At 42.2% G+C, this 8,193-nt stretch carries 5 protein-coding genes; all 5 read left to right on the plus strand.

Annotated elements, in window-relative coordinates; all coding sequences use genetic code 11:
- The first annotated feature begins 110 nt into the window (after positions 1-110).
- The gene (locus VNZ46_RS13930; RefSeq protein ID WP_325560695.1) at positions 111-3,206 is read left to right on the plus strand and encodes a TonB-dependent receptor; all 3,096 of its coding nucleotides are present in this window, start codon (positions 111-113) and stop codon (positions 3,204-3,206) included.
- 15 nt (positions 3,207-3,221) lie between these two features.
- Positions 3,222-4,745: a RagB/SusD family nutrient uptake outer membrane protein gene (locus VNZ46_RS13935; RefSeq protein WP_325560696.1), complete on the plus strand. Its 1,524-nt coding sequence runs from the start codon at positions 3,222-3,224 to the stop codon at positions 4,743-4,745.
- Between the two features lie 74 nt (positions 4,746-4,819).
- On the plus strand, positions 4,820-6,253 hold the full coding sequence (locus tag VNZ46_RS13940) for a glycoside hydrolase family 30 protein (RefSeq protein ID WP_325560697.1): 1,434 nt from the start codon (positions 4,820-4,822) through the stop codon (positions 6,251-6,253).
- A gap of 6 nt (positions 6,254-6,259) precedes the next feature.
- On the plus strand, positions 6,260-7,969 hold the full coding sequence (locus VNZ46_RS13945) for a cellulase family glycosylhydrolase (RefSeq protein WP_325560698.1): 1,710 nt from the start codon (positions 6,260-6,262) through the stop codon (positions 7,967-7,969).
- Positions 7,970-8,057: 88 nt separating this feature from the next.
- The coding region (locus tag VNZ46_RS13950) for an NAD(P)-binding domain-containing protein (RefSeq protein ID WP_325560700.1) at positions 8,058-8,193 on the plus strand (136 nt) is incomplete at its 3' end.

Below are 8,193 nucleotides of genomic sequence, written 5' to 3' on the forward strand. Positions count from 1 at the left end.
TGTAGTGTGGTCAAAAAATCAATTGACCTTCCGGACATGATACATTTGATTAAGCCAGATCCCTAAATCTGGTGAATGCCAAACCAAATTATAAACCTAAATCAAATCGTATGAAAAGAAGAATTACACTCATTTTCTTCATTTCCTGTTTACTCCTCGTTCCCTTTTTGACCAATGCCCAGGGAATCAGCGTGACAGGAAAAGTGACCGCTTCAGATGGAAATCCACTTCCCGGGGTTTCTGTGAAGATACAGGGCACACAAAAAGGGGTTAGTACCAATGTAAACGGAGGTTTTGCAATCACAGTTCCCGGAAACAATTCAGTATTGGTCTTTTCCCAGATTGGAATGAAGACCAAAACATTCACTGTAACAGGTGGTGGCCCCATACAAATCGTATTGGAAGAAGAAGACAACAAACTTAATGAGGTCGTTGTGGTTGGCTATGGCACCCAAAAGAGGAGCCTGGTTACCGGTGCTATATCTTCCATTAAAGCAGAAGAACTGAAAACAGTTTCCTCCAGCAGGATTGACCAGGCCTTACAAGGCAGAACGGCAGGAGTTACGGTATCTCCCAATTCAGGAGCCCCAGGTTCCGCCCTTAGTATTCGTGTAAGAGGAACCGGATCCAATAAAAGCTCTGAACCGCTCTATATCGTAGATGGCGTGCGTGCCGGAGGAATAGAATATTTAGATCCTTCAGAGGTAAGTTCATTAGAGATTTTAAAAGATGCAGCATCTGCGGCAATATATGGCGCGGAAGGCGCTAATGGCGTGGTGATCATCACCACCAAATCCGGGAAGGCAAATACTATGGATGTAAATTATACCTTCCAGTTGGGCCAGCAGTCTGCCAGGAATTTTACCAAAATGATGAATGCACCTGAATACCAGCAGTACATGAAAGAGGCAGGCCAAAATGCGCCTACCGATGCAGAAGTTGCTGCTGTGGGCGCAGGGACAGACTGGACAAAAGAGGTCTTGAAAAATGCACCTCAACAGCACCATACCTTAAACTTTAGTGGTGGAAACGAGAAGTCAACCTATTTACTTGGAGCAACCTATTTTACGCAACAAGGTATTGTTGGTGGCGACAAAGCCAAATTTGACCGTTATACATTCAGGATAAATTCAGATCATAAAATGAAATCCTGGCTTAAAGTGGGGGAACGTTTGTCCTACTCCAACTTTACGAGCCGCGGCATTCCTGAGAATACCGAATACGGATCTGTAATCGGAAGTATGATGGCATTTGATCCCATTACACCGGTTACCTATACCGGAGCATTACCTGCTCATGTTCAAAACGCAATTAATGCAGGTAATCCACTTGTAAAGGATGCTAATGGCAATTACTACGGCATTTCCAGGTTTATCCAGGGAGAATATGGAAACCCACTGGCGCAGATTGAAACCACCCATACTCAAACTACACAAAATAAAGTAGTCGGTAATATGTTTGCCGATGTTACCCCTCTGGAGGGATTAACTTTTACCACCCGTTTTGGAATTGACGCCGCCTTTGTCAGAAATCACGCATGGAATCCAAAAACATGGTATTCCAGTGAAAAATTGAACAACATTACCAACGGTTCGGACTATCAGAATAATTATTTTAATTGGCAATGGGAAAACTTTGTGACCTATTCAAAAAGAATTAATGACCATAATTTTAGTGTAATGGCAGGTACATCCGCGCTAAAGAAAATGTACAATAATCTTGGCGGAAGCTATTCGGGAATCTTTAAAGACCAGGATAAATGGGCTTATCCCGATTTTGTACAAGATACGCCAGATAAATTGGCAAAGATCTATGGACAATACAATAATTCTACACTCGTATCTTATTATGGAAGACTAAATTATGATTATAAAGACCGGTATTTAATTTCGGCTACGGTTAGAAGAGATGGATCCTCTCTATTTGCAGACGGTCATAAATGGGGTACCTATCCATCAGTATCTGCAGGATGGATCCTGTCCAAGGAGGACTTTTTTGCAGAAAATGTTTCAAATGTGATTAATTATGCCAAATTAAGAGCGAGCTGGGGCCAGAATGGAAGTTTATCCAATGTGGCAATAGGAGAATACCTAAACTCCATCTCGCAGGATTCCAAATATACAGATGCCAACGGAAACTTTGTACTCGGAGCTTCACCAACCAACTTGCCCAATTTTGATCTGACCTGGGAAAAAAGTGAGCAACTGGACTTTGGGGCAGATTTGAATTTTATGAACAACCGCTTTACACTATCTGTAGATTGGTACAAAAAGACAACAAAGGATCTATTGACATTTGGAGCGAACCCATATTTTGTTGGAAATGTTTTAAATACAGTAAACAGCGGTGATGTGGAAAACAAAGGCTGGGAGTTTGAATTCAGTTATAATAATGGAAATGATCATGCCTTTAAATATGAAATTGGTGCTAATTTAAGTACCTATAAAAATAAAGTGACCAGAACCAATCCACTCTATCCGGTTATTGACGGTGCCGGGGTTGGTACAGGGTGGACGGCTACCAGATTTGAAGCAGGACTTCCAATCTGGTATTTCCGTGGATATAAAACGGATGGAATTTTCCAGAACCAGACACAAATAGACCAATATATTGCCCAAAATAAGCTGACCGGCTATAAACCCAAACCAGGAGATCCTGTTATTTTAGATACCAATAAAGACGGACAGATTTCGGATACCGATCAAACCTATATCGGTGATGCAGTTCCAGATTTTACTTATGGCCTTAGATTAAACTTCAGCTATAAAGGATTTGATTTTTTAACATTCATTCAAGGATCTAAAGGAAATCAGGTGTTGATGGGATTTGTACGAAATGACCGCAGGACAGCCAATAAACCTGAATTTTTCTATACAGACCGCTGGACCGGAGATGGCAGTACCAATAGTTTCTTTAGTGCAAATGCTGATGCTAAAGCTTATAACAGTGATAAAATGGTTTTCGACGGATCTTTTGCCCGGATCCGCCAGCTACAGCTAGGTTATACCCTTCCAAATTCTATCGCCAGTAAATTAAAGATCAAAAATGCAAGGATCTATGTTTCACTCGATGACTTTTTCACTTTCACCAAATACAAAGGTTTAGATCCGGAAGGAGGAAATGCAGGCGGTAACAGTCTTGGAATTGACAGAGGTACTTATCCAACCGCAAGAAAAGCATTGGCGGGCATCTCATTTACTTTTTAACTAAGATATTAAATCATGAACAGAACAATTATAAAAATGACCCTGTTTTGTATGGCTGCTACCTTGATCTTCAGCGGCTGCAAAAAAAGCTTTTTAGAGCAGGAAATTCCAGGGAAACTATCTGAAGATGAATTCTATAAAACAGATGCTGATGCCAATCTGGCCATTATCGCCGTATATGATATTATGCAGTCTGATTATTGGAACGGCGGGTGGAACAGTATGCTGATGTTAAAAATAATGCCTTCAGACGAAAGCAACGCGGGAGGAGCCAACGATGGAGATCAGCCTGGTTATCAGGATCTGGACAAATACAGAGCAACCCCTCAAAATGACAAGGTTTCTAAAACCTGGCAAAAATGTTATATGGCAGTTTACCGGGCAAATAAAATTATCAATAAAGTTCAGCCAGAATCTGACATTAGAAAAAGGGTAATTGCTGAGGCTAAATTTTTACGGGCGTATAATTATTTCGATCTTGTTACCTTATGGGGAGATGTGCCCTTGGTTACTGGCGATATAGACCCAGCTCAATACTCCACTACAGGCCGTAAAGCAAAAGCAGAGATTTACAAACTCATTGAGGCGGATTTGAAACAAGCCATAGATGCGCTGCCTTTAAAAAGCGCATACGGTGCTGCAGATAAATTCCGGGCTTCAAAAGGTGCAGCACAAGCCTTGCTTGGAAAAGCTTATTTGTATCAGCAAAACTGGACAGAAGCCGTGAAGTACCTGAATGACGTGATCAATTCTAAAGAGTATGACCTGGAATCCAGTACGGCCTTTGCTTTCTCCAAAAAAGGAGAGTTTGGAAAAGAGTCCTTATTTGAAATTTCCTATTCAAATGTCTCAGCTTATGACTATGGAAATTTTCCCTGGAGTAAGACGCCGGAAAGCAATATTCACATCCAACTTTGGGGCCCAAGAGCCGATGCACCTTATGTAATGGCACCTGGAGATTCCTTATTGGGTGGGTGGGGCATGAACCTCGCCAAACGAAAATTGTACAATGCCTTTGTTGCCGCCGGCGATGTGACCAGAAGGAAGAACACCATTATGTCTATTGAGGAACTTAAAGCAGCAGGGGGAAATTTCCCTTCTACAGGAATTTATGATTTTGACGGTTGTTTTCAAAGAAAATATGGTTCTTATGCCAGCCAGTCTGGAGGCACGGTTGCAGAATTAAATTACGGAACCAACTGGCGGTTTATGCGCTATGCCGATGTATTGCTGATGGCTGCAGAAGCAGATTACCGGGCAGGGGATGAGCCGGGTTCCCGGAGGGAACTTAAAAAAGTTCGCGACCGTTCAGGATTGCCCGAAGTTACGGCAAGTGGTACCGCCTTGTTCCAGGCTATTGTTACTGAAAGGCAACTTGAACTGGCCTTTGAAGGCTTCCGTTTCCTTGATCTGGTACGATGGGGACTGGCCGAGCAAGAGTTAGGGCCATTAGGCTTTACAAAGAACAAACACGAATTGCTCCCTATTCCTGCAAACGACGTAACGACAGGTAAATTGACACAAAATCCAGGATATTAATCAGGCCGGAGGGCATTTTTTAGCGCCCTCCGCCTTACATTTGCCCAGAATTATTATTTATTACACTTAGATACATGAAGCAATTTTTTTTAGCCCTTGTCCTGGTACCCTCATTTTTAATGGCACAAAGCCAGGGAGAAGGAGAAAAGTCCGTAACCGTTTACACTACGGCAGATCAAACAGAGCTCCGGATTTCAGAAACAGAAAAACTACATTTTAAAACCTTTAAACAGCCGCTGGAAACGCAGATCAGTGTCTTTGTTGATCCTGCAAAAACCTTTCAGACCTATATGGGGATTGGAGGAGCTTTAACAGACGCATCTGCAGAGACTTTTGCTAAATTGCCTAAAGCACTGCAGAAAGAGCTTTTAACGGCCTATTACAGTAAGGATAAAGGAATTGGTTATACATTGGCCAGGACCTCTATTGCAAGTAGTGACTTTTCTACAGAGAGCTATGGCTATCTGGCAGAAAATGACGCGAGTTTAAAATCATTTAATGTCAGTCACGATAAAAAATACCGCATTCCTTTTATTAAAAAGGCCATTGAAGCTGCTGGCGGAAAACTTCCTCTGTATGTAAGCCCATGGAGTCCACCAGCCTGGATGAAAGACAACAACAATGTACTGCAGGGAGGAAAACTAAAGCCCGAATTCAGACAAAGTTGGGCTAACCACTATGTCAGATTCATCAAGACCTATGAAGCACTGGGAATTCCGGTTTGGGGTTTAACGGTACAAAATGAACCTATGGCTAAACAAAAATGGGAATCTTGTATCTACACAGCGGAGGAAGAAAGAGATTTTATTAAAAATTTCTTAGGGCCAACGCTTCACAAAGAAGGTTTGGCAGATAAGAAACTGATTGCCTGGGACCACAACCGTGACTTGATTTTTCAACGTGCAAGTACCTTACTTGAGGATCCGGATGCAGCTAAATATGTTTGGGGCATAGGTTATCACTGGTATGAAACCTGGACCGGGGCCGGAATGCAGTTTGAAAACCTCAGGCGGGTTGCAGAAGCTTTCCCGGATAAGCACCTGATCTTTACCGAAGGTTGTGAAGAGAAATTTGACGCGGGCAGGCTAAAAGACTGGGCGCTGGGCGAGCGGTATGGCTATTCCATGATCAATGACTTTAACGCAGGTACGGTAGCCTGGACAGACTGGAATGTATTACTAGATGAGAATGGTGGACCCAATCACGTGGGGAATTTCTGTTTCGCACCTATACATGCCGACACAAAGACAGGAAAGCTCATCTATACCAATGCTTATTATTATATAGGTCAGTTTTCAAAATTCATTCAAAACGGAGCAAAAAGAATTTCCAGTTCTGCAAGCCGCGACAACCTGTTAACCACTTCTTTTCTAAACCCTGACGGGTCAGTCGTTGTAGTGGTGATGAACCGCTCTGACAAAGCAGTACCTTATTACCTCTGGATGAAAGGCGAAGCCGCTGAAACGACCAGTATGCCACATTCCATCAGTACTTTAATTATTAAATAAATGAACATGAATCAGATCAGGAAATTTGCAGGAGCGCTTTCCTTTTGTACCGTTCTATGCGCGCTCCCTTTTTATTCAAATGCACAAGGTTTCTTAAAGGCGGATGGAAAAAAAATAGTAGATGAGAAGGGAAAAGAAATTTTGCTCCGGGGTGTTGGTCTTGGAGGTTGGATGGTACAGGAAGGCTATATGTTAGGACTCCAGCAGGAGGGACAGCAATATAAGATCAGAGAAAGGATACAATCCTTAATCGGCGAAACAGAAACAGCAAGATTTTATGGAGGCTGGCTCAGTAACCATACCACAAGGCAAGACATTAAAGCAATGAAGGAATGGGGTTTCAATTCTGTCCGTTTGCCCATGCATTATGACTTGTATACCTTACCCATAGAAAAGGAACCGACAGCAGGAAAAGACACCTGGCTTGAAAAAGGCTTTGCCTTAACTGACAGCCTTTTGAACTGGTGTAAGGAAAATCAGATGTATCTGATCCTCGACCTTCATGCGGCCCCGGGAGGGCAGGGGAATGACCTGAACATCTCCGATCGGAATCCAGACCACCCTTCACTATGGGACAGCAGGGAGAATCAGCGCAAAACCACAGCCCTTTGGAAAAAGCTTGCAGAAAGATATGCCTCAGAGCCATGGATAGGAGGTTATGATATTCTGAATGAACCTAACTGGGGATTTGAGGATCAAAAAAATGATGCCCACGGCACAAAAGAGCAAAAGAATGCACTTTTAAAACAAGTACTCATTGACATTACGAAAAGTATCCGGGAAGTGGATCAAAAACACCTGATCATTATTGAAGGGAATGGATGGGGAAACAATTACAATGGTATGCTCCCACCATGGGACAACAATATGGTATTGAGTTTTCACCGCTACTGGAATTATAATAATGAAGAATCCATTAAGGGAATTCTCGAAAAACGGGATCAATACAAAGTGCCGGTCTGGGTTGGTGAGACAGGAGAGAATTCCAATGTTTGGTTTACAGAGTCCATCTCCCTGCTGGAAAAAAATGACATCGGCTGGTGCTGGTGGCCTTTAAAAAAATTAGGCTTTAATAACCCGTTGGAAGTTTCGTCTAATCCCGACTATCAGCAGGTATTGGCTTACTGGAACAAAAAAGGTCCGGAGCCCTCCAAAGAAACAGCTCTTAAAGGTTTAATGCAATTGAAAAACGATCTGAAATTTGGCCATAATATTCAGCATCCCGACGTGATTGATGCCATGTTCAGACAGGTAAAGACCACTTCCACAAAACCATTCAAAAATTGGGTGTTAAAAGAAAAGGGAAGCCTGGAGATTCCTGCAGTAGATTATGATTTTGGAAGAAACGGCTATGCTTATTTTGACAAAGACACAGCCGATTACCACAGTTCAACAGGTGTGACCACCACAGGTAACCGCGGAAGAGTGTATAGAAACGATGGGGTAGATATCAAGAAGGAATCCGAACACCAGTTGTATGTCAGCGACACGGAAGAGGGAGAGTGGCTCCAATATACTTTTACTGTAGAAAAAACCGGGCTTTATACAATTGCATTAGAAACCTCTTCTAAAGGTAAAGCGCTCGTGGCAGTTGATGGCCGGAAACAAACAGGTATTCCAGCAAAAGTTAAACTGAACAAAGGAATACATCAGTTAAGAATTATCATCGAACAAGGCGGTATAGATTTGAAAAAAATCACTTTATCTGCACTTTAATTGAAAAGATATCGGTTTTATCGCCGATATCTTTTCATAATTCAAATAATTGTCCTTACTTGGTACATATTTTATATTTTCAGGTGAAATGGATGTAGGAATTATTGGATTAGGAGACATGGGTAAATTGTATGCGAAGTGTTTTGCAAAGGCAGGATATCAAGTATATGGTTCTGATTTACCCCAGTTCAGAGACAGGTTAAAAGAAGAGCTTGACCCTTTTG

Origin of the sequence: Pedobacter sp. (genome assembly GCF_035566355.1) — a bacterium.
GTDB lineage: Bacteria > Bacteroidota > Bacteroidia > Sphingobacteriales > Sphingobacteriaceae > Pedobacter.